General features: G+C 42.6%; 1 pseudogene. It reads right to left on the reverse strand.

Annotation, left to right across the window (positions count from 1 at the left end):
- Positions 1–192 precede the first annotated feature (192 nt).
- A pseudogene (locus NXS07_RS20840) lies at positions 193–425 on the reverse strand (transposase); the annotation flags it as partial.

A 425-nucleotide genomic window follows, 5' to 3' on the forward strand; every position in this document is an offset into this window, starting at 1 on the left:
ATATAATTTTCATTAGGAAAAGAATAATCAGTTTTGTATCAATTGTTCTCTTTCTTTTTTGCCAAGATTTATCAATTCTTGAACATGAATTAAAAAAAGTTTTGTTTAGGCGTTGATAGATATTCATGATTCTCTCCCCCATTTAAACTTTATGTTTATAACATAATTATTTCCTTAACCGAATGCCATTGGTATACCAATGCCGTCGAGCAAAGGGATGGCGGATCGACTTTCGTGGGCTTGCCCCGCCGTCAAAAGCAGGTTGAGGGGAAAACCCCGTCTGTCGGTTGCCAGGTGGATTTTGGTGCCATAACCACCGCGTGAGCGACCCAGCGCATGATCGTCAGCGATATCGGGATGTTTTTTTTCGCGCCTGCGGCATCTTTACTCGCGCGAATATTGCTGCCATCCAGGCAAATTTCAGC

It is taken from the genome of Xenorhabdus bovienii, from assembly GCF_024721015.1.
Classification (GTDB): Bacteria; Pseudomonadota; Gammaproteobacteria; order Enterobacterales; family Enterobacteriaceae; genus Xenorhabdus; species Xenorhabdus bovienii.